The sequence below is a fragment of the Prevotella sp. HMSC073D09 genome, assembly GCF_001814145.1.
GTDB classification, from domain to species: domain Bacteria; phylum Bacteroidota; class Bacteroidia; order Bacteroidales; family Bacteroidaceae; genus Prevotella; species Prevotella conceptionensis.
The window spans coordinates 1-287 of record NZ_KV815152.1; the positions used below are offsets into that span (position 1 = coordinate 1).

General features: G+C 66.6%; 1 pseudogene. It reads left to right on the plus strand.

The features are described 5' to 3' along the window. A pseudogene (locus tag HMPREF2955_RS14670) lies at positions 1-287 on the plus strand (RHS repeat-associated core domain-containing protein); the annotation flags it as partial.

The following is a 287-nucleotide window of genomic DNA, read 5'->3' on the forward strand; positions in this document are numbered from 1 at the left end:
GCGAGGACTACTACCGCAAGCTGGGCACGCCGCCGGGAGTGCCCACGATGAAGGGCGCTACGGCCGAGCCCGAGAACACGCACGAGGGCTACAACACCATCATTAGGGAGCTGGGCGACCACAGCGTGCCCGACGGTTGGATACAACGCCCCAAGCGCAACGCCGTACCCGACACGCCCCCTGGTCCGCCCGTGCAGTGGGACAAGGCCGAAGACCCCGACGACGTGCAGCCGGGTTACGGCTACGTGCCTGCCGACACCACGCACGAGGACATCTTCTTCTACCAC